Origin of the sequence: Actinomadura sp. NEAU-AAG7 (assembly GCF_018603865.1) — a bacterium.
GTDB lineage: Bacteria > Actinomycetota > Actinomycetes > Streptosporangiales > Streptosporangiaceae > Spirillospora > Spirillospora litoris.
In genome coordinates, this window is the sequence record NZ_JAHFZY010000009.1 from 135,705 (window position 1) to 155,789 (window position 20,085).

Annotated in this window: 23 protein-coding genes and 1 pseudogene; 11 read left to right on the forward strand and 13 right to left on the reverse strand. The window is 69.9% G+C overall.

Going from position 1 to position 20,085, the window contains the following annotated elements:
• Positions 1-103: 103 nt before the first annotated feature.
• Complete coding sequence (locus KLI87_RS34390) at positions 104-571, reverse strand: MarR family winged helix-turn-helix transcriptional regulator (protein ID WP_214620367.1); 468 nt, start codon at positions 569-571, stop codon at positions 104-106.
• 72 nt (positions 572-643) lie between these two features.
• Here KLI87_RS34390 and KLI87_RS34395 point away from each other — a divergent pair, with 72 nt between their 5' ends.
• Complete coding sequence (locus tag KLI87_RS34395; RefSeq protein ID WP_308166424.1) at positions 644-1,216, forward strand: hypothetical protein; 573 nt, start codon at positions 644-646, stop codon at positions 1,214-1,216.
• Entirely contained in the window at positions 1,201-2,094 is an 894-nt protein-coding gene (locus tag KLI87_RS34400; RefSeq protein ID WP_214620369.1) for an LLM class flavin-dependent oxidoreductase, read from the forward strand. Before KLI87_RS34395 ends, KLI87_RS34400 begins: the two co-directional genes overlap by 16 nt.
• A gap of 28 nt (positions 2,095-2,122) precedes the next feature.
• Here the strand turns inward: KLI87_RS34400 and KLI87_RS34405 are convergent, their stop codons facing one another.
• Positions 2,123-2,554 carry an FAD-dependent oxidoreductase gene (locus KLI87_RS34405; RefSeq protein ID WP_308166426.1) on the reverse strand — a complete coding sequence of 144 codons (432 nt, stop codon included), beginning with the start codon at positions 2,552-2,554 and terminating at the stop codon, positions 2,123-2,125.
• Between the two features lie 35 nt (positions 2,555-2,589).
• Here KLI87_RS34405 and KLI87_RS41285 point away from each other — a divergent pair, with 35 nt between their 5' ends.
• The 5 genes from KLI87_RS41285 (at position 2,590) to KLI87_RS34425 (ending at position 5,369) form a co-directional block, all read left to right on the forward strand.
• The gene (locus KLI87_RS41285; protein WP_284734268.1) at positions 2,590-2,721 is read left to right on the forward strand and encodes a hypothetical protein; all 132 of its coding nucleotides are present in this window, start codon (positions 2,590-2,592) and stop codon (positions 2,719-2,721) included.
• 6 nt (positions 2,722-2,727) lie between these two features.
• Positions 2,728-3,717: a condensation domain-containing protein gene (locus tag KLI87_RS34410; protein WP_214620371.1), complete on the forward strand. Its 990-nt coding sequence runs from the start codon at positions 2,728-2,730 to the stop codon at positions 3,715-3,717.
• Positions 3,714-4,088: a hypothetical protein gene (locus KLI87_RS34415; RefSeq protein WP_214620372.1), complete on the forward strand. Its 375-nt coding sequence runs from the start codon at positions 3,714-3,716 to the stop codon at positions 4,086-4,088. The genes KLI87_RS34410 and KLI87_RS34415 overlap by 4 nt, the downstream gene beginning before the upstream one ends.
• 104 nt (positions 4,089-4,192) lie before the next feature.
• Positions 4,193-4,606: a hypothetical protein gene (locus tag KLI87_RS34420; protein ID WP_214620373.1), complete on the forward strand. Its 414-nt coding sequence runs from the start codon at positions 4,193-4,195 to the stop codon at positions 4,604-4,606.
• Positions 4,607-4,694: 88 nt separating this feature from the next.
• Positions 4,695-5,369: a DUF6766 family protein gene (locus tag KLI87_RS34425; protein ID WP_156220797.1), complete on the forward strand. Its 675-nt coding sequence runs from the start codon at positions 4,695-4,697 to the stop codon at positions 5,367-5,369.
• Between the two features lie 881 nt (positions 5,370-6,250).
• On the opposite strand, the gene KLI87_RS34430 is transcribed toward KLI87_RS34425, so the two are convergent.
• Entirely contained in the window at positions 6,251-6,592 is a 342-nt protein-coding gene (locus KLI87_RS34430; protein ID WP_214620374.1) for a helix-turn-helix transcriptional regulator, read from the reverse strand.
• A gap of 125 nt (positions 6,593-6,717) precedes the next feature.
• Between KLI87_RS34430 and KLI87_RS34435 the strand changes: the two genes are divergently transcribed.
• Positions 6,718-7,905, forward strand: a complete 1,188-nt coding sequence (locus KLI87_RS34435) for an MFS transporter (RefSeq protein ID WP_214620375.1) — start codon at positions 6,718-6,720, stop codon at positions 7,903-7,905.
• Here KLI87_RS34435 and KLI87_RS34440 read toward each other — a convergent pair.
• The 3 genes and pseudogenes from KLI87_RS34440 to KLI87_RS41735 form a co-directional block, all read right to left on the reverse strand.
• Entirely contained in the window at positions 7,896-8,231 is a 336-nt protein-coding gene (locus KLI87_RS34440) for a hypothetical protein (RefSeq protein ID WP_214620376.1), read from the reverse strand. The genes KLI87_RS34435 and KLI87_RS34440 overlap by 10 nt on opposite strands.
• Positions 8,232-8,311: 80 nt before the next feature.
• Positions 8,312-8,995 carry a hypothetical protein gene (locus KLI87_RS34445; RefSeq protein WP_308166445.1) on the reverse strand — a complete coding sequence of 228 codons (684 nt, stop codon included), beginning with the start codon at positions 8,993-8,995 and terminating at the stop codon, positions 8,312-8,314.
• A gap of 635 nt (positions 8,996-9,630) precedes the next feature.
• A pseudogene (locus KLI87_RS41735) lies at positions 9,631-9,765 on the reverse strand (chorismate-binding protein); the annotation flags it as partial.
• 77 nt (positions 9,766-9,842) lie between these two features.
• On the opposite strand from KLI87_RS41735, the gene KLI87_RS34455 reads away from it, so the two are divergent.
• Positions 9,843-10,400 carry a cysteine hydrolase family protein gene (locus KLI87_RS34455; protein WP_214620379.1) on the forward strand — a complete coding sequence of 186 codons (558 nt, stop codon included), beginning with the start codon at positions 9,843-9,845 and terminating at the stop codon, positions 10,398-10,400.
• Positions 10,401-10,463: 63 nt separating this feature from the next.
• Here KLI87_RS34455 and KLI87_RS41290 read toward each other — a convergent pair whose 3' ends face one another.
• The 5 genes from KLI87_RS41290 to KLI87_RS34475 all read right to left on the reverse strand — a co-directional run bounded on the left by KLI87_RS41290 (position 10,464) and on the right by KLI87_RS34475 (position 15,482).
• On the reverse strand, positions 10,464-10,598 hold the full coding sequence (locus tag KLI87_RS41290; RefSeq protein WP_284734269.1) for a hypothetical protein: 135 nt from the start codon (positions 10,596-10,598) through the stop codon (positions 10,464-10,466).
• A 484-nt stretch (positions 10,599-11,082) separates the two neighbouring features.
• On the reverse strand, positions 11,083-13,413 hold the full coding sequence (locus KLI87_RS34460) for an NACHT domain-containing protein (RefSeq protein ID WP_214620380.1): 2,331 nt from the start codon (positions 13,411-13,413) through the stop codon (positions 11,083-11,085).
• 464 nt (positions 13,414-13,877) lie between these two features.
• Positions 13,878-14,243 (reverse strand): SH3 domain-containing protein, encoded by a 366-nt coding sequence (locus tag KLI87_RS34465; protein ID WP_214620381.1) that lies wholly within the window; start codon positions 14,241-14,243, stop codon positions 13,878-13,880.
• Between the two features lie 567 nt (positions 14,244-14,810).
• Entirely contained in the window at positions 14,811-15,143 is a 333-nt protein-coding gene (locus KLI87_RS34470; protein WP_214620382.1) for a hypothetical protein, read from the reverse strand.
• Between the two features lie 87 nt (positions 15,144-15,230).
• Entirely contained in the window at positions 15,231-15,482 is a 252-nt protein-coding gene (locus KLI87_RS34475) for a hypothetical protein (protein ID WP_214620383.1), read from the reverse strand.
• Positions 15,483-15,937: 455 nt separating this feature from the next.
• Here KLI87_RS34475 and KLI87_RS34480 point away from each other — a divergent pair, with 455 nt between their 5' ends.
• Positions 15,938-16,474, forward strand: coding sequence for a hypothetical protein (locus KLI87_RS34480; protein ID WP_214620384.1), 537 nt, complete (start codon positions 15,938-15,940; stop codon positions 16,472-16,474).
• A gap of 257 nt (positions 16,475-16,731) precedes the next feature.
• On the opposite strand, the gene KLI87_RS34485 is transcribed toward KLI87_RS34480, so the two are convergent.
• Positions 16,732-16,989, reverse strand: a complete 258-nt coding sequence (locus KLI87_RS34485) for a hypothetical protein (RefSeq protein WP_214620385.1) — start codon at positions 16,987-16,989, stop codon at positions 16,732-16,734.
• A gap of 289 nt (positions 16,990-17,278) precedes the next feature.
• On the opposite strand from KLI87_RS34485, the gene KLI87_RS34490 reads away from it, so the two are divergent.
• The gene (locus KLI87_RS34490) at positions 17,279-19,405 is read left to right on the forward strand and encodes a hypothetical protein (protein WP_214620386.1); all 2,127 of its coding nucleotides are present in this window, start codon (positions 17,279-17,281) and stop codon (positions 19,403-19,405) included.
• A 215-nt stretch (positions 19,406-19,620) separates the two neighbouring features.
• Here the strand turns inward: KLI87_RS34490 and KLI87_RS34495 are convergent, their stop codons facing one another.
• Positions 19,621-19,830 (reverse strand): cadmium resistance transporter, encoded by a 210-nt coding sequence (locus KLI87_RS34495; protein ID WP_308166442.1) that lies wholly within the window; start codon positions 19,828-19,830, stop codon positions 19,621-19,623.
• Positions 19,831-20,085 lie beyond the last annotated feature (255 nt).

Sequence of the window (20,085 nt, forward strand, 5' to 3'; positions counted from 1 at the left end):
GCAGTCGCTCGTAGAACCAGGGCGGGCGCCGCCGGGGCGGTTAATGGCCGTCTGCGGATTCCTCAGCGCCTGTTCCAGAACACGCACCCCTGCCGGCGAGGGCTCACTCGGACTCGGCCTTGACGAGATGCTCCACGACCGTGTCGCTCAGCGCGGCGAGGGCTTGGACCTGCGCGGGCGTCAGCAGGTCGATGAAGTGGCGGCGGACGGACTCGACGTGCCGCGGCGCGGCGGCCTTGATCGTCCGCCGTCCTTCGTCGCTGAGGACGATGACCGACCCGCGGCCGTCGTCCGGACTGGTTTCGCGGGTGACCAGGCCGCGTTGCCGCATCCGTGCCACTTGGTGCGACAGGCGGCTCGGCGACCAGCGCATGTGCGCGGCCAGATCGGTCAGCCTGATCCGCCCGCCCGGCGTCTCGCCGAGGTTGGACAGGACGTCGTAGTCGGCCTCCGAGAGCTGGGAGTCGGCGGCCAGGTCCCGGGCGAGTTGCCGACCGAGCAGCAGCGACAGGCGCCGGTAGCCGCGCCAGGCGCGGTCCTCGTCGGAGTTGAGCCAGCGTGGTTCGTCCATGCCGGACACTCTAGTTGACATGTCACATACTCGGCTCGTAGTTTTTTTGACATGTCAAATAGATGGCGGAGGGTGAGTCACCTGTACGGCGGGCTCGCCCTCTTCGGCGTCAGCATCGGGCTGATGGTGCGCGCCGACCTCGGGCTCGACCCGTGGGACGTCCTGCACCAGGGCCTCGCCGCACGGACGGGGCTCCCGCTCGGCTGGATCGTCAACCTCACCGCCGCCGCCGTCCTGCTGCTCTGGGTCCCGCTGCGCCAGCGGCCCGGCCTCGGCACGGTCAGCAACGTCCTCGTCGTCGGCCTCGCCGCCGACGCGGCGCTGGGGGTCGTCGCCGAGCCGTCCGGGCTCGGCTGGCGGATCTCGCTACTGGCCGTCGCGATCATCGGCAACGGCGCGGCGACCGGCCTCTACATCGGCGCCGGGTTCGGTCCCGGACCGCGCGACGGCCTCATGACCGGCCTCGCCGCGCGCGGCCACTCCATCCGGGCCGTGCGCACCGCGATCGAGGCGGCCGCGCTCCTGCTCGGCTGGCTCCTCGGCGGGACGGTCGGGATCGGGACCGTCCTGTACGCGGTCGGCATCGGCCCGATCGCGCAGTTCTTCGTTTCCAAGCTGGAGGTACGACCATGCGTTGCGGCCTGAACGTCTCCACGTCGGCGGCGCCCGGCGCCGACCCCGTCGCCCGCGCACGCGAGGCCGAGCGGCTCGGCTTCGACTTCGTGTCCGCCTCCGATCATCCGTGCACCGCGCACCCGACCATGGAGACCTGGACGATGCTGTCCTGGATCGCCGCCACGACCAGCACGATCACGATCACGATCGCGACCCGCGTCCTCGGCGTCCCGTACCGCAACCCGGCCATGGTCGCGAAGATGGCCGAGACGTTCGACCGGCTCTCAGGCGGGCGTCTGATCCTCGGGCTCGGCGGCGGCTACTCCGACGAGGAGTTCCGCTCCTTCGGCATTCCCGTCCCGACGCCGCGGGAGAAGGTCGACGGCCTGGAGGACGCGATCCGCATCGCCCGCGGCCTGTGGAGCGAGCCGGTCTTCACCCACGCCGGCCGCGTCCACCACGTCGACGCCGCCGACCTCGAACCCAAGCCCGAGCGCGACATACCGATCTGGCTCGGCACGTTCGGCCCGCGCGCGCTCGACCTCACCGGACGGCTCGCCGACGGCTGGATCCCATCGCTGGGCTTCGCTCCGCCCGAGAGGGCACGGGTCATGTTGGAGCGCATCGCGGCCGCCGCCGAGGACGCCGGACGCGACCCGGCCGGCATCACCCGCGCCTACAACGTCGGCGTCCGGATCAGCGAGCGGGTCGAGAACGATCCGGGCCTGGTGAGCGGGCCACCGGACGCCGTCATCGAGCGGCTCCTCGGCTTCGTCGGGATCGGCTTCAACGCCTTCAACTTCATGCCCGCCGGTCCCGGCATGGCCGAGCAGGTCGAGCGGCTCGCGCACGAGGTCCTGCCCCCGCTGCGCCAGGAGACCGCCGCGTCCGCGTGGCCCTTCGCCTAACCGTCCATGCGACGGGCCGCACTCCTTGTCAACTACCGGAATTGTAGCCCGGTATGTCATGGGGCTCGATCTCTTTCCAAGGCTTCTTGTAGACGTCGAGGGCGTCAATGATGGCGGCGTAATTGATCGAATCGAGATCGGAGCCGATGGCGTTGAGGACGACGTGCGTGTCGGTGGCCGTCTGCAAGGCGTGAGACGTCGGCGAGAACTCTTCGAGCCTGCACAGTACCTCTGGCCAGCGATCATGTGCGGCGATCCCGATCTCGAACCGGGCCCGTCCGGCTGCGGTCCGCAGTGTTTCCGAGGTCACTTCCCCAAAGCAACCCAGCATGGCTCCGGCGGCCTGGCTCCCGCCGCCACTCCGGTCGGCCGGTCCGACGACCGCGACGGAGCCGATCTCGCGTTCGGCGAGTTCCGCGGCGAGAAACATCCCCAGAGCTCCATTGCCGATGATTAACACATCGACTTGCTTTGTCCCTGAGCTCTGTCGGTCTCATGCTGGCCATCGAGGACGGCTTCGCCATCGAGTTCCCCGAAAGCCACCTCAACGAGGCCACCTTCCGCAGTGTCGAGACCATCGCCGCCGCCGTCGAGCACGCCCTCGCCGAGACCAGCTCACTGGCCTGAGGCCCGATGCCCCAACACGAACGCCCGGCGAACCCCCATCCGATCGTTCACTCCCCCAGGCCCACCGAGTTCCCTCTGTCGGCGGGGCAGGAGCGCCTGTGGTGGCACGACCGGTTCGATGCCGCCGGTAAGCGCCAGGATCACGTGACCGGAGGTTGGCGGGTTCCCGGGCCCGTGGACCACCAGGTGCTTTCCACGGCGCTCGCCGGTCTGGTCCAGCGGCACGAGATCCTGCGGACGAGATTCGTCCGGCGGCCCGACGGCACCCCCGCGCAGCGGGTCGACAAGGACGCGACCGTTCCCGTCACCCGGGCGGGCGCACACCCGGAGGACGCCGTTCGGCAGGCCACGGCCGAGCCGTTCGACCTGTCGGCTCCGCCGCTTCTGCGGGTGGTCACCGCCGAGTTGGACGATCACGACACCGGTGTCCTGCTGGTGTTGCACCACATCATCACCGACCGCTGGTCGATGGACGTGATCGCCCGTGACCTCTTCGAGCTCTACGCCGCCGCGTGCGCCGAGCGGACTCCGCGACTGCCCGCCCTCGCGGTCCAGTACGGGGACTACGCGCTGTGGCAGCGGCGGCTCTTGGAAAGCGATCTCGTGCAACCGCGGTCGCTCTACTGGAAGCGGGCGCTGGCGGGGTACCGGCGCCCCGGCCCGCCCGCCGATCGGTCGCACCCGGCAGCGAACGAAACGCTGGGCCGGGAAACGACGGTGGAACTGTCGGCCGAGTCCAATGCGGCGTTGACGAAGATGGCCTGGCGAGCCCGTGCGAGTCCGGCCATCGTCGTCACCGCGGCCCTGTGCGCGGCACTGGGCGCCATGACGGACCGAACGGACGTCGTCATCGGCGCGATCGTCTCCGACCGTCCACGACCGGACCTCCAAGAAGTGGTCGGTTGCTTCCTCAACACCGTCGCCCTGAGGGTGGACCTTTCACCGAACACCCTCAGTTTCGTGAACTCGTCCAGCGCACCCGCGACGTCTGGGTGAGCGCGCACGCCAACCAGGACGTCCCCTTCGAACACCTGGCGGCCGCACTCGAAGTCGGCCCGAACACCGAGCACGATCCGATCTTCGAGATGCTGGTGAATCACGGAGGCGGCCGGCCCGGCGCCGATCGTCAACCCAATGTGCCGCCGCCGTGGGACCCCGTCGTCCAGGACACAGCGACCTTCGAGTTGTCGCTCTGCACACTGATGGTCAATACTCTGGTCACCGAGAACGGCGGCCTGCGGGTGGCCTTCGTCCACCGGCCGTCATCGTTCGACGACTCCACGACCACCTCCGTCGCCGCGTATTACGTCGATCTGCTCGAACGCGGCGTGACCGCCCCCGACTCACCCTTTCCGCGCCGTCTTTGACCGCCCTCATGCGTCCGATCCACCGGTCACTGAGACCCGCTCGCCCGCGGTCGCGGTGGTCCCGCCGTCGGGATGAGCTGCCGATCATGGGGTAGGCAGCTCAGATGGCTGTTCTCGCTGTCAACGTACCGGCGCGACGGGTGCTCGCCGTCGCGGTGATTGCGGTGATGGTCTGCGGGGCCTGCGATCGTACCGGTGACAACCGCGATCTACGCCAGGCCGTGCAGACCTTCGTCAGCGCGGTTCAGCGACACGATGGACCTGGCGTGTGCGGGGCCTTGGCACCCGACGCCGCCGAGAGCCTGGAATCGGGCGGAGAGCAGTGTGCTGCACAGGTCACGGGCCTGAATCTGGGATCAGGGGCGATCACGGGTGTTCAAGTATGGGGCGAACGGGCGCAGGCACATCTGAGCGACGACACCGTTTTCCTGGCGCGTTTTCCTGGCGGCTGGAAGGTGACCGCGGCCGGGTGCGAGCCGCAGCCGAAGGGCCCCTACGACTGCGAGGTGGAAGCCTGATGCGCGCCGTCTTCGCCCTCACCATGCTCATCATCGTCAGCGGGCTGGCGTACGTGATGGCCATCGGGCTGATGGGGCGGTGACGACGATGCGCCGGTTCGTTCGCGACAATTCGCTCACCCTGTTCTTCCTGGGCATCCTGCTGCTCGCGCTCGTCGGGCAGGCGCTGTCGGGATGGCACGAATACAACAACCAGGCGCTCGTCCAGTCCGGGGCCGAGATCTCGCTGCTGCGCTACCTCTCATCGTCCCAGTTCGGAGTCGACGTCGCCGAGAACTGGCAATCGGAGTACCTGCAGTTCTTCCTCTACATCTTCATGACCGTCTGGCTGCTCCAACGCGGCTCACCCGAGTCCAAGTCACCCGGCAGGGCCGGCGAGGAGTCCGACCAGGACCAGCACGTCGGCCGTCACGCCACCGGCGGCTCACCCCGCTGGGCGGCCATCGGTGGACTGCGCGGCGCGGTCTTCGCCCGTTCCCTCGGCCTGGCGATGGGGCTGATCTTCCTGGCGTCATGGCTGGCCCAGTCGATCGCCGGCCGCGTCGCCTACAACGCCGAACAGCTCGCCGACTACCAAGACCCGGTCTCCTGGACGGGCTACGTGACCTCTGCCGACTTCTGGAACCGGACCTTGCAGAACTGGCAGTCGGAGTTCCTGGCCGTCGCCTCCATGGCCGCCTTCAGCATCTACCTGCGCCAACGCGGCTCACCCGAGTCCAAGCCCGTCGGAACCTCCCACGAGGCCACCGGTATCGAAGGCTGACCCCGCAGCTGGCCGCGAAGCATCGGCCACCAGACGGCCACTTCGACGTGCGCGGACTCCTCCCCCACGACCGCCTGAAGGTCGAACATGCCCGCCTGGACGGCACCCGCACCCTCACCGTCTTCAGCGAGGCGCTGACCAGCCACGAAGTCGACCACCTCCACACCGACCGCATGGAACCCGGGGTCATCCGCTCAGCATCGAAGAGCACAAGGGCCGCACCCGGGTGCTCCGCAAGGGGATCCCCCACTTCGTCTCGCGGGCCGCTCGGCGGGCAACCCCTGGTCCAGTTGCAGACCCTCACCAGCGGGCCGACGGGTGGATCCACCTCGGCGGGCCCGGCAGGTACCGCCTCCAAGCCCACACCGTCGGCGCGCGACCTGCTGCGGGCCCATATCACCTCCCCCGCCTCGGTGATCTCCGACACCTCGGTGCGGTTCCTGTTGAGGATCTGGTTGGTCTGACAGCAGGGTCGGGTGGCGAGGAATCCGCGCCGACCAGCCGTTTGTGGACCTTCCTGAAGGCGGTCACCGACCACGTCAACCAGGCCAAGAAGGACAAGGCCCGGCCCAGTAGAAGCGACCGCTGGTCTCCTTCCACTGCGTCTACGCGCGCTCCTGGGGCGATATGAAGTACCGCCGGCTGCACCTCGACCAAGCCGAGAAGAGCGCCCTGCAAGACCTGCTCCGCTCGTGCTGACCAGAGGGCCCGGCGATAGCCGTCGTTTATTGCCGTGACCTGCGGTGGTGCCTCAGGAAAGGCGCGACAACGGCGTGAATGGCGTCAGCGTGTGCTTGATCACTCGACGTGACCCGAACCGCTCGCTGCTCGGACCGAACGCCTCCCAACACCGAGTGCCGGGGAGCCTACGTCTACGGCGCCTAGACGGTGCTGGTGGTTGCGGTATCGCGTGCTCGGCGGCCAGCGCTCAGTACAGAGTCGAGCAGGCCGGGGAACAGTGCGTCGAGGTCCTCTCGGCGCAGCCGTACCAGCCGGGATCGACCCTGCACCTTCGTCCACGTCACGCCGGCCTCGCGCAGCACCCGGTAGTGGTGCGACAGCGTCGTCTGATGCACGTCGATTTCGGCGCCGATCGCGTTGCAGAAGTCCTCGCCCATCCGGTCGAGCCGCAGGACGAGGTCCAGCCGCACCGGATCGGCCAGAGCGCGCAGCACCTCCACCAGCCGGATGGCCTCGGTCGCCGGCTGTGACACCTCACGCATCGCCGCCTCCTGGGTTCCGCACACCCGCACGCTACCAACTAATGGATATATGGACAAGTATCCATGTATCGCCTAGGGTTCCGCTCGGTACTTCTGAGGTTCCTCTGGAAAGGCGGCACCGCCCGGTGTTGAAACGACTACTTCCGCTGGCCCTGGCGACATTCGCCGTCGGCACCGACAGCTACGTCATCGCCGGCTTGCTCCCGGCCATCGCCACCGACCTGCAGGTCTCCACTCCCGCCGCCGGGCAACTGGTCACGGTGTTCGCCTTGGTGATGGCCCTGTCGGCGCCCGTCATGGGCGCGCTCACCAGTGGACTGGACAGGCGCTCCGCGCTGCTGATCGCGTTGAGCATCTTCGTGGTCGGCAACGCTGTCACCGCCCTGGGGACCAGCTACGAGGTAGTGATGATCGCTCGCGTCGTCACCGCGGTCGGGGCCGGGATGATCAACTCCGCCGCCTCCAGCACTGCGGGGGCCATCGCGCCCCCGGAACGCCGCGGCAGGGCCCTGGCCTTCGTGTTGGGCGGCCTCACGCTGGCGACGGCGTTGGGCCTCCCCCTCGGCATGCTGATCGGCCGTACCGACTGGCACATCACCCTGTGGGCCGTCGCCGGGATCGGCCTCGCCGCGCTCCTCGGAATCGCCATAGGACTGCCAAAGGTGACGCTCCCCGCCGCCACACTGGGCGACCGGCTGCGCCCGCTCAAGCAGGGCCGGGTCCTCGCGCTGCTGGCCGTCACCTCACTGGTCTTCCTCGGCGCCTACACCCTCTACACCTACATCGGCCCGGCCCTGGAGGATGCGACCGGCGGCTCCGAATCGCTGCTCACCGTCATCCTGCTGACCTGGGGAATCGGCATTCTGGTCGGAAACATCATCGCCGGGCGACTGGTCGACCGGTACAACCCCGCACAGGTGTTGACCGGGCCTCTCATCATCGCCGCCATCGCCCTTGGCCTCACTTCGGTGGCGACCGCCACGCTCGTGTCCACTCTGGTATGGGCCGCGATCTGGGGCGCGGCCCTGGGCGTCGTCGTCGTTCCCCAACAGCACCGACTCATCGCCCTCAGCCCGGCCGCGGCACCGGTTCTCCTCGGCCTCAACTCCTCGGCCATCTACCTCGGGATCGCCCTTGGCGGCGGCTTGGGCGGACTGGCCCAGGAGTGGTTTGCCATGGTGCCCGCCGCGCTGGGTCTGCCCGCCGCCGGCGTCACGATCCTGGCGCTGCTCTACCATCTGACAACCACACGCCACCGCGCCCCCGCAGCGCCCCAGCCGACCCCCTCCACCCCGGAGAAGGCTCAGGCGTAACGCTCGACCCCGACCCGGTGGTGCTGGTCGCAGAGTGAGGTCGAGTTGGCACATCGCCGCAGGTAGCGGCCTTGTCCGACCGAGATTTCGTCAGTGCCACCGGGATCCCGACAAAGAGCGCCCTGATACCACCACGCCATCAACCATTGAAGGTCACAGCTTCCGCCCCGCGCGGCCGGATCCGCACTCCACGCCAGATGCGAGGTCGCCGCGTACAAGGTCAAGGAGTAGTAGGTCAGCAGGCGGTCCAGGGCCCCGTCGCGGTGGTCGGTACCGGCGTGCTGCTCGCCCATGATGGTGGCGTACTGGCGGACCAGATCGTGCATGCGCCGCCAGCCGTAGGGGTCACCGGGTTCGATCAGGTGCGCCTCGGCGAGCCGTTCCAGCAGGCGGTGGCCCTCGGGCTCTAGCAGTCACGCGGTCGTGGTGGCCGCAGCGGTGGAGACCTGGGGCCGGGGTTGCAAGTGAGCAGCCGGAACATGCGCTGCTGGTCGGCGGAAAGCGCCTGGTAGGACAGGGTGAAGGCGGCCCGCAGCCCCGGCCGATCGTTGTCGATGCGCTCCAAACGGGTGGCCTCGTCGCGCAGCCGCTCGGCCATCACCGCCAGCGGCATGCCCGGATGGGTGGCCAGCAGCGCGGCGACCAGGTGGATCGCCAGGGGCAGACCTGCGCAGGCAGCGGCGGCGTGGTCGGGGTGCTCGGCGGCGCGGGTGTCGCCGGGGCGTTTGGCCGCCAGCAACCGAGCCAGCAGCTCGGCGGTATCGGCGTCGGACAGGACCTCCAAGTCCAGGAGCAGGGCGGGCAGGTCACCGAGGGTGTGGCGGGAGGTCACGATCGCATGTCCCGCTCCGGGCAGCAGCGCTTGGACGTCGGTCTGGGGCGAGGCGTTGTCCAGCACCACCAGGACCGGAGCGCTCGCGGCGGTGTAGGCGGTCAGGACCGCTCGGTACATCCGCACCCGCTCATCGAAGGCGGCCGAAACCATCTCATCGGGGACGCCCAGCCCGCGCAGCAGGTTCGCGATCGCCTGCTGGGCGGTGAGCCGGTGGGTGGTGTCGGGTGCGTAGCCGTGCAGGTCGATCGGTAGCACCCACCGGCGAACCAGCCCCTGCCCACCGCGATGTGGACCGCCTGCACAGCCAGCTCGGTCTTGCCGATCCCGCCCAAGCCCGCCACCGCCGCGGCCACCAGCGTCACCCGCGCCCCGGCACCTGCGCCAGCCACCGACGCTCCGCCTGACCTGTCGCCGGTAGGGATGGGCGCGAGGACCTTCAGCAGATCGGCCAAGGCGTCGGCGCGGCCGACGGACTCCGGCGCCGGAGCGCGCCAGCCGTTCAGCCCGGAAGGCACCTGAGGCGGGAGTTGCACGGTGATATCGCGGCCCTGCACCACCGTCCCCGACAGCGAACTCACCACCCAACCCGGCCCACCCCGGTGCCCGCCCCGCCGTTCACCCGCCATGACGCGACAGTACGGACACCGCCACCTCACTCGCGCGCCGCCAGCGCGGATCGGCGAGCCGGTGACCGGCCCCGGCCACACCGCCCCTGCAGCAGGCTCGGGGAGCGGCCACGTGGGGGGCGGAGGCCCAAGGAGTGCCTTCCGGGCGGGCCGGCCCGAACCGATCGCATTCCCCCACCACGCCCGCTCTCTGCTGACCGCGCCTGGCCCACCGCCTGCGGTGAGGCCGCAGCGATCGCGGCGATCATCGCGCGACCGCACGGCGCACACGATGGTCAAGTCGTTGCGGACCAGGTCGACGATCATGAGGTTCTCGGTGCGGTCCTTCTCGCTCACCGCCAGCTCGCGGCGGAGCGCCGCGTCCCGCCTGGGGCGTCGCACTGCGCGGGCCGCCACCACGCGATCATCATAGTGGCCAGCATGACCGTCCTACCGACCACGGGACGGCGGATGGAACGACTCACCGGGAGCCTGTCATGACCACAGCACTGATCATCGGAGACGTCCAGCGGGGCATCACGAGCGGCTACCCGTTCGCCCGGCAGGTCGTACCGCCGCTCACGGAGCTGCTCCCGCGCGCTCGCGCGGCCGGTGCGCTCGTCGCCTTCGTGCACTTCGCCTTCCGCCCCAACGGGGCCGACCTCCCGCCGGGCAATGCCATGTTCAGGTCGTTCTACGAGGCCGGGGACGCCTTCCTGGAGGGATCGGCCGGAGCGGAGATCGATCTGCCGGTCACCGAGGAAGACGTCGTCGTGCTCAAGCGCCGCGCCAGCGCGTTCGCCGGCACGGACCTCGACCTCGTGCTCCGCGCCGGCGGCGTCGACACGATCCTGGTCGCCGGGGTCGCGACCAGCGCGATGGTGGCCGCGACGTGCTACGACGCGGCGGACCGCGGCTACCGGGTGACCGTCCTGCGCGACGGCTGCGCCGATGGCGACGCGGTGATGCACGACTTCTTCATGGACGCCGTGTTCCCCAGTCGCGGGTTCGAGGTCATCACCTGCGCCGACTGGCAAGAGGTACGGGAAGAGTGAACGGCACGGTTCGTGGGCCGGGCGATCCGAGTATTGGCGGCGGTCAGGCTTGCGGGATGGCGGTCAGCCTCCTCCGGCGGTGGCGGTCAGGAACTCGACATGGTCATTGCCGGTCAGGGGTGTACTGCCGTCGCCCTGCGTGAGCCAGCCGCCGATGAAGATCGCATCCCGCAGGTCCTCGATCGCGATCGTCACCATGGCCTCCTGGTAGTCGACTTGGCGGCCCTCTTCCGAAGCGCCGCCACCTGGTCCCAACACCCCTCGCCAAGACGCGCCCTGACCTCGCGCCCGGGAGCTCGCCGCTACGTCGTCTTCCACGCGATGCTCGCGGCGGGAAGGCCCCACATCCACATGCCGCGGAGCGCCACCATCCGACTCTCCGCGGCCAACGGTGCCACCACGATCCGACACTCAGCCCTGACGTGGCTCAAAAGCCGAGCGGGGATGGCCCTCGCCGCCGCGGGCAGACTGAGGCTGATCATCGCGCTCTGAATCAGTGCCGTCACAGGTCCTCCATTCTTTTCGCCTCCCCTCCCTACTGATGGACGGACCCGCAACGCATGATCGTCCGGCGGCTCCAGGTCGCGCGCCGAGCTGCGAGCGCCTCCTGATGGCCCACGCGCGTGAGCACGGGCACGGTGTCGGCCGGGCCGGTTCGAGCCGCGCCAGGACCGCTGCCGAGTTAGGCGGGGGGCGGATAGGTGGCGGCGAGGTGGTCGTGGAGTTCGGCGTGGCGGAACTGGTAGATCGGGCCGACCGCGCGCAGCAGTCCGAGGCGGTGGCAGTCGTCCAGGAACGGCATCAGCCGGCGCGGCAGACGGCGGGTCCGTGCGAGCTGGTAGGTGGCGACCAGGTATGCCAGCCACGCCCGGTGCTCACCATCGGTGATCCCGACCGCGAGGCCGGCTAGGAGCCCGAGCGTAGACCCGAACCCGAGTCCGGCTGCGGGCTCGTACAGGAGTCCGACTGTGAGCCCGACCCCGAGTCCGGTCATGAGCCCGCTGTTGGCGGCGCGGAACAGGTTCAGGGTCCGGTCGGCGTGCCAGTTGCCCATGGGGGTCTGGGCGTGACGTGTGTGCGCAGGTGTCTGTGCCCACTGAGTGAGCCCGTCAGCGAGCCCGAAGGCGAGCACGGTCGCGAGCGCGCCGGCGAGCCCGTCTTTGACCGGGGTCGCGAGCCCGCCGGCGAGGTCAGTCCCGAGCATGGCCGCAAGCCCGACTGCGAGCCCTAGCACGAGCCCGCCCACGAGCCTGGCTGCGAGTTCGCGTAGGAGTTCGGTGGTGCGTTGCCGGACGCGCAGGTTGGCATAGCCCGGTCGGTCCTGTGCCCAGGTCCGGGCGGTGGCAAAGATGAACAGCCCGCCCATGAGCCCTAGCACGAGCCCGAACGGGAGCCCGAATGCGAGCCCGAGCGGGGACCCGAGCGCGAGCTCGACCGTGAGTTCGCCCGCGGTGGGCAGGAGGGCGAGGGTGATTCGGGTGGTGGGGGTGATGGTGCGGGTGGTGGCGGCCAGGCGCCACCAGGCCAGGTCGCGGGTTCCGGTGCCGGTTCCCGCGGGGCCGGGTTGGTGGGTGAGGTGGTGGGCCAGGTAGCCCAGCCAGCGGCGGGCCTTTGCGGGGTCGTGTCGGCGGCGGGGGCGGAAGGGGTCGGCGGGGTTGCCTGAGGGTGGGCGGGTGGTGATGAGGGCGGGGACGAGCTGGTCGAGCAGGTGGGCCTTCAGGGCGTCGGCGGTGGGGAAGCGGGCCGGGTCGGTGAGCGGGCTGGGGTCGGTGCGGGGGGTGAGGTAGACGGCGCGCAGCAACCACAGTCCCAGCGGGGTCTGGGTGACCTCGGCCAGCGCCGCTGCCGGATGGCCGGGGGGACGCTGGCCGGGCGGCGGCGCGTGCCGCAGCGAGGTCAGGGTGTGCTGCCAGGTCGGGCCGGGTGCGGGGGGCAGGCAGGTTTCCAGGTGGTCGGCGGCGGCCACGGGGTCGAGTGGGCGGGGCTCCAGCACGGCCGCGGAGGTGATCACGTCTCCGGCCTGGGTGACCGCCTGGGTGAACTCGGCGGTGCGGCTGGTGAGGATGAGCTGGTCCTCGCCGCCCAGCGACCGGTTCAGCGCGCCGATGACGGCGGCCTGGGCGGGTAAAGGGAGTTCGTCCATGCCGTCCAGGACGGGCAGGAGATGGCCGCGGGCGGCCAGTGCCCGCACCACGTCCTCGCCGAGTCCGGGTGCGCGCAGCGCGGGATAGTCGGCCAGGAGCCGTTCGGTGAGCCAGTCGTGCAGGCGGGGGTGCCGTTCGGTGTCCCAGCCGGCGATCGGGAGTAGGACGGGAACCGGTTCGCCGGGGTGCTGCGGGCGGGTGGCCAGCAGGTGCAGCAGTAGCTGCACCGCCAGGGTGGTCTTGCCCGCCCCCGGGCCGCCCAGGATGACCAGGCGCCGCCGCCGGGTTCGCCGGAACCGGGTGGTGAGCGCGGCGATGTCGGCGCTGGAGGCCGTCCACCACAACCCGCCCCCGGGCGTACTCGCGGCGGTGGGGTCGATGAGGGCGGGATGGTCCATGATCGCCGGGGTGTGCTCGCTGGACGCGGGCGTGCGCCAGCGCACCGGGATCGGATCAGGATCGTCCAAGGACCGCAGCCGCGCCTCGTCCTTCCATTGCTCGGCCACCAGCTCGGCTAGCAACTCCTTGGCGCTCGTCAGCGCGTCGGGGGCGGGGACGGCCCGCGCGGCCAGCTCGCGGGTACGCCGCCGGGCCCACCACCATACCGAGATCAGCGGCACCGCGGCGGCCAGCACGAACCCTCCGGTGAGCTGCGCGCGGTTCGCCGAGACCTGCAACCCGTCCTTGCCGGTCAACGGGGCGAACGTCACCGCTGCCAGCACCAGCACCCCGGCCACCGCCGCCAGGAGAACCAGCCACGGCCACCAGGCCCTGCCATTGCGCATGCCCGCCATCCTGGGCCCCTCGCCCGCGACCACGGGCACCACGTCCACAAACGGTCTCAGCCGACCGGGCTGCAGCCCGATCATCAATCATCATTTCCGTGGCCGCCGGTCACCCGATCTTGGCCGCCCGCCGCCGAAGTTCATTTGACCGTCAGCAACGCGAACCAACGTTCCGGCTTCTCACGGTCACAATAACGACTTGATGTCGTGGCCGAGGGCGAGAAAGCGGCGCGGTCCGCGACATCGGGCCGCCCATCTCGGGGCCGAGTCGCCGACCACCAGCACGGCGGAGGGACCGGTGTCTCGTGCCGATCTCCAGCACCAAGGTGCCTCCGCAGATCCCGACGACCTCCACTTGATCGGCCGGTCTGCGGCCGGGCCGGGCGACGCCCGGCGGGCCGGTGATAGCCACCCGAGCGTGAACGCAACCCCGGTAGGTCCGGGTGGGCAATGGTCTGGCGCCCGTGGTCGATGCGCATACGGAAGGTCTCGGGGCCCGGCCCGCCCGCGCCGGCGAACGTGCCGCGCCGCTCGTCGCGCGGCGAGGCTCAGCAGTGCCTGGCGGGGCGGCCCCGGGTGGCCCTGATGTAGTAGGCCGACACCCACCCGGATGGTTTGGCGATGCGGTACCACCGCCGGTTTCCGTGGACCCGCCCGCCCTCATCCCAGCACCTGATGCTGATGATCTGGCCCGACTTCAGCCACCCGGCGATCCCGGACTTGGTCGTGGGGCGTTTGTAGACCGCCAGCCGCCCCCGCGAGATCACCTTCTCCATCGCGTGGGCGGCCTGGATGCCCGCGGCGTGCTGCGCGGCCGCCGGCCGCTCCGTGGCCGACGCGGCGGGCACGCTGATCGCTCCGACGCCGACGATCCCGGACGCGATCACCGCCGCGACTTTGTGGTGCTGTTTCATGGATTCTCCTCCTGGCGAATGGTGGTGTCCCTTCTAAGGTGAGTCGCGGCGAGGGGGCAAAGCGTTCGCCAAGGCTTTCCCTCTTTCGTGGCGATTGCGCCGGGCGGAATCGGCGACGGTCAAGGCGACGGCAAGGAGCCCCGGGCGATCAAGGCGCATAACGCCCAAAGGGGGTGGCGGCCTTGGTTCGTGCGGCGCCTCGGGGGGACATTCGTCGTGAATGCGAATGCCAGGGGCATCAAATCGCCATCAATGCCACAGATCCGAGCGACGCCGGGATGATGGCCGCAGCACGGCGGCCAAGCCGCCTGCGGAGCCGTCCGCTCCATCGCCGAGGTGTTCCACCGGGCCCCGGTCGGCGGCGACTTCTGGAGCTCTGCCCGACCGCCGCCCCGCCGCCCCGCCGGGGCGGCAGGCGACCACCAGGTCGAACCCGCGGCCTGAACGGGTGTAGGCGTCGAAGTAGAGAGACTCGACCAGGCCATCGATGGCGCGTGCCCGCGCTGGTTCCAGGCGTCGGAAGGTCAGCTCAGGCCAAGGTGTCATGGCGGGCACCGTATTCGCGGCTCATCGCGGCTGCCACGTCGACGAGTCGACCGGCGAATTCCTCATCGCCGGTCTCGCCGAGCGGCCCAGGAGGTTGAGGACCCGGAGGGAAGACACGAGGCCCTCCCACAGCCGCAGCGGTCCGGCTTGGCGGACGCGCCAGCCCCGCCCTTCCGACGGCCCGCCCGAAGTGCCGCCAGGAGCGCTGTCGGGGGTGAGGGTGACGGACGACCCGGTGGTGACGTCAACCAAATGCACGGTGTTGCCGTCGGGGTCGGTGAGCTGCTGGGTGTTCGGGGCGGCGAGTTGGGCCAGGAAGCGTGCGAAGAAGCCCTCCTCGGTCGGCTCGTCCATACGGTCGGGGCCGTGGCGAGCCGGTCGATCTGGGGCGCCGGCGGTGAGGGCGTTCCAGTCGGCGGGGTTGCCGGGTGCGGGTCGTCCCTACAGCGCGGGCCCTTCGGCGGTGCCGGTGGTGGTGAGCAGGACGCGGGCGTAGCCGTACAGCCACCCCGCCAAGGGGGTGAGGATCTTCCCGCCCGGCCCGGTCTGCGCAAGCCACGCCTCCGGAACGGTCCGGACCGAGCAGGCGGCGACGATGCGGTCGTAGGGGGCGTGCGGCCAATACCCGTACAGCCCGTTAGCGACCGCCAGCCCCACCCGTGCCCTCACCACCGCCATGGACGCCCCCGTCACGCTCCTCCACCCACCGCCGCACCCCCGAGCGTGCTGGTCGGGCTACGTTGCCTTCCGGTGACGGTGATCGTCCCACCGTCCGGTGAGATCGGCGTGAGGTGCACCCAGGAGGCCTCGCGCGTCCGGCTCGCAGTTCGCCGCTTGACGGCGAACCCCGCCGCAAGCAGTCAATGGCGGCCGCCCTGCTCTGCTCCCAGGACGGGCAACGGGCCGCCCTTCGCCACCGACCCGCACGAACACCAGGCTCAGGCGAGGTACCGGCGGCGAGGCTGGAGCTCGACTGCGGCTTGCCGGCGACTACACAAAGGCACCGGAGATCTCGGAAACGAGGCGGGCACGTGCCCAACTTCCAGTGATTGCATCTTGCCCCTGAGATGATCTCTACGCTACGGCGCCTCGCCACAGGAGCATGACCTTGGCTTCCGCGGCCCCACACGGGCCGCGGAAGCCGCGCCTTGACCAAGGACTTCGAAATGCCGGAAACGATTACGCTTGAAGTGGGAGTCAACTACCACGCGTTCTTCCTGATCGAAGAGGGATGCAACCCCATCCTGGCAGGCGAGGAAGGGACCGTCAGAATCGGAATCGCCGAGTCCGCCGCACAACGCGCAAACTTTGTCACCGGGAGGAATGACGGCATCGTCCGTCTCGCCGTGGAGATGTCCTCCTCCGACCCGGGCGCACGACTGCACGAATACGAAGATGTTGTCGAACTTCCCTTCGAATCACGTGACGGAGTCATCGCTCTGCACAGCCATTGGGGACTCGGATACCTCAAAATCCTCCCTCCCCTCCCCGACGGCCCCGGCCATTACCGCATCCGCTACCATGCCAAGAACATGGACAAAGCCGAAGCGGACGGCTTTGGAGGTGACGTCATCGACAGCTACTTGATTCAAATATGGCCGAAGCGAACACACCATGCGAAAATCCTACAAGTGCGCAGCCGCTATGCGCGTACCTGCATTGAGGCCGACTTTCGCCGGTCCTGACAAGCAGGACGCGAAAAGGACGGATGCGCCACGCGACCGTCGCGACCGAGAAACAGGGAAGACCCGGAGCAACCGTGACCCGGCTGGCGAGAGCGGCCGCTGCGGACCAGGCCTGTGCAGTTAGGAGCAGGCGTTGGACCTGGCTCGACAATCGGCGGCCCCCCTGAATGAGCGCACAGGCGGGAGAGAATCACCCGCGCCCCGCGCTTCTCTGCCGACGCCCAGGACCGCTGGTATCTGCCCAGGGAGATCGACCGCTACAACACCGCCATCACCCACATGCAGCAGGCCTTGGCTCTGCAGCACGGCAGAGCCTTGGCCATCAGCACCCCGGGCACCGCCGCGCACATCAGCACGGCGACCCAGTTCCGTGCCGCACGCGCCGGAGTGGACCAACGCTCCCGACAAAGGCGAACCGGTTCTGTGCGTGCGCACTGGAAGCCAGCACCCGACTGCAGGCCGACGACGAGCTGACCCGGCTGCACCACCGGATAGGCCAGGCGGTCCGCCGCCACGAGTTGTTCCCTGGCTGGTCACCTCCGCCTTCGGTAAGCCGGACGGCGAGGGCCCCTGCCCGCTCCACGTGCCGGTACGAGGCGAACCTCGGCCCCGAAGCCGCCTCACTAGTTCCTCGTTCGGTTTCGCCGGAATCTCTGTGCCCCGGTGGCGGGTTTCCCTTGTGGAGCACCGACCATTTTTGGTCGTATTGCTCCTATGAGTGATTTCGCCATGCCGCTCCTCGGCTTGTCGATGTTGGACGGCTCCGCCCTCGTTCTCGTCCTCTCCACCTGATCCGGAGCTCCGATGGGCGAGTACACCGAGGTCCCAGCCGACCTGCCCGCCCTCCGGGCTGCGCTCGGCGCGGCCGACCACGCCGAGGCGCTGGCGCGCTCGTTGCCCGAGTACCAGAGGGTGCAGGCGATGACCGCGCTGGCCGCCCCTCTCGCAGCCGCGGGTGAGCCGGACCGGGCCGAGGAGTTGCTGCGTTCGGCCCGAATCCGGCCGGCCCAGATGCGCGAACCGTACGACGCCGCCTGGGCGTGGACGGACCTGGCTTGGCTCGCGGTCCTGTCCGGCGACGCCGACCGGGCGGACCGGTCGATCCGGTCGGCTTACGCCCAGTCCCGGGTGATCGACTCGCCCTACCTCCAAGGCTTGCTCCTGCTGGCGTGGGCGCGGGTGCTGACCTTCCGCGGCGACCGCCCCGGCGCCGGCGGGATGGTCGAGCGGGCGCTGACCCGTGCAGCCGCCATTGGCCGCCCGTCGTCGGACGCTTGGGCGATGAAGGCGCTGCCGCTTCTGGTCTCCGGCGGTGCCGACCCCGCGCGCGGCGAAGCACTCGCGCGGTCCGTCCCCCAGCCCTACCACCGGTCGCGCGCCGTGGCCGGGCTCGCGGTGTCGACCGCCGCCGCGGGTGAGCCGGACCGTGCCGCGGCTCTGCGCCACGCGGTCTCCGACGCCGACCGTCTCGCCCGGCTGGACGTGGCCCTGGGGGAGATCGCGGCCGTCCGTCCGCGTTCCGACCGGGCTGACCCGTTCCGGCGTGCGCGGGCCGCGACGATGCTCGCCGAGGCGGTCATGGCGGGTGGAGCGGGCCACGCCTGGGGTGCGTATGAGTGGGCCGAGCCGCTGGCGCGCTACCCGGCCGACCCCGGCGACCAGAAACGGATCTTCGCTGTACTGGCGGCCGCGGCGGTCGGCCGCGCCACCGCCGACCAGACCGCCGCCCTCGCCGACCGAGCTGACGCGATCCTGGACGCCGTCACCGATCAGGACTACCACCCGCAGGCGCTCATCGCGCTGGCCTGGATGATGGCTCACGCCGGAGACCGGGCGCGGGCGACCGTTCTGGGCGAGGCCGCGGAGGCCCTCGTCCGGTACGGCGGGCACCACTCGGCGCGTCCGCGGATCGCCGACCTGGCGGCCCGGACCCGGGCCGCCGAGCACGGCACGTCCGGCCTGCCCGCACTGATCGGCACGCCGAAGCAGCAGGCCTGGGCGCGCAACCTGCGCGCCGCCTACGTCAAGCGGCGCTGGGGCGCGGACACCCCGCCCGAGTCGCTGGCCGCCCTCGCCTCCTTGACGGACGCACGCTGGTGGATCGAGAACCGCGACCGCCTCGACGAGGCGTTAGGCCCGGGCGCCGGCCTGTGGAACGACGAAGCCCTCCCCCGGATAATCGGTTCGCCGAAGCAGGAGCAGTGGGCCCGGAAACTGCGCGCCAACGCCATCGCCGAGCTCTGGCCCGACGGTCCCCCGACGCGCCTCATCACCGCCCTCACGGGCCTGACCGAGGCGCGCTGGTGGATCGACCACCGCGACGACCTGCGAAAAGAACTTACGGAATTCGCGACGACGGTCCGTTTCACCGAACTCCCCCGGCTCACCGGAACACCCCAGTCGCGCCGCCGCGCGAATAAGATTCGCACAGAACTCGTCCGCAGGCGCTGGCGGGACGACAAGATCCCACCGGTCGTGCTGGAGACATTGACCCAACTCACCAATGCGGAATGGTGGCTCGCGAACGTCGACCCCGACGAGTATCTGGGCGCCGACTACGCCCTAGAATCCGAACTCCCTGAATCCGCCCGCAAACTTCTCACCCTCCCGACCCGTCACCTCAAACGAAAGCATCCGGAACCCTGCTCGGACCTCCCCGACTACGCCACCGCCTGGCAGGCCACCTTCAATCTGGCCGCGCAATTCGGCGACCTGAGAGCCTGCCGCGAAGGCAGCCTGACGCCGTTCGTCCGTACCTGCTGCGGCCAGCAAGCCGTCCGGGACGCTGAAAAAGCAGGCAAACAAGCCTGGTTGGAGACCCGAGCCAAAAAGATCCGCAAATCCTCTCTTCTCATGACGGCCAGCCGCGCCATGGAAGAAGCCAGATCCGACTTGCGGAGAATTGAACGCAACCTGGACGGCTGGGGCTGATCCGCCCGCAACCGTATTCAGTGAAAGACCCCATCGCCCCGCTCCATCGTCCCCACAAACACTCAAACCGACCTCCAGCTGGTTTCGTCCGCGTCTAGAGGCAACCTTTGTCGATGAGCCTCGGCAACACCCCAGCATCGACCCCGCATGGGGATGCTGGCCCGTACGGGTAGGCCTGCCCGGTGGTCGACCGTCAGGTCTACTGGTGGTCAGGGCTAGAGGCCGAACGCACCGCCTTCGATGAGGATGAGCAGGCCGATGCCGATGAGGACGACGGGCATCAGGATGTGGCCCCAGCGGCTGAGCGCCTTGGCGATGGGCGGGCGGGTGGCGAAGTAGCGGCCGGCGGCGATCCACACCGCGAGCAGTACCAGGAACACCACCACGTCGACGCCGATGTTGTCGCCACCAGTGGTGCAAGGTATCCCCCGCTACGACCAGCCCGTCGTCGACGCCCGCGCGGTGGACTGCCCCCGCTGCCGTGCCGTCGCCGGTCAGGCGTGCACCTCGCCCAGCGGCGGCACGCACCCCCACCGGCCGCGCATCGCCGCCGTCCGCGCGGCCGGTCACATGTGGGAGCCGGAGTTGGCCTCGTGGCTGCCGATCAAACAGGGCCTGACCCCGCACAAGCTGCGGCACTCGCACCGGGTGTGGCTGGACGAGATCGGCACCCCCCGCCA